Origin of the sequence: Streptomyces sp. SID11385 (genome assembly GCF_010548245.1) — a bacterium.
Taxonomy (GTDB): domain Bacteria; phylum Actinomycetota; class Actinomycetes; order Streptomycetales; family Streptomycetaceae; genus Streptomyces.
The window spans coordinates 1-205 of record NZ_JAAGLR010000530.1 but is presented as its reverse complement, the minus strand read 5'-3'; the positions used below and the strand labels follow the sequence as shown (position 1 = coordinate 205).

Genomic DNA, 205 nt, shown 5'->3' with positions numbered 1-205 from the left:
CCTTCGGGGTCGGAGTCCCGGTCGTGGGGCAGAAGGAAGAACACCCTGCGTCTGTACAAACCGCTGTCAGGGTCGGCTTCAGCCTCGGCCCCGAGCTCGACGTAACCGATCATCCTGCCGTCGCGGGCGTAGCGGGGCTTTTTTTTGCGGCGGGGTGTCTTGTCCAGGGCTTGGCGGACGTAGTCGAGGTGTTCGGGGTCTTCGA

At 64.4% G+C, this 205-nt stretch carries 1 protein-coding gene; it reads right to left on the bottom strand.

The window, feature by feature from the left end; translation table 11 throughout:
- Positions 1 to 205: DUF6009 family protein (locus G3I42_RS37000; protein WP_239096485.1), on the bottom strand; the 205-nt coding region annotated here is incomplete at both ends.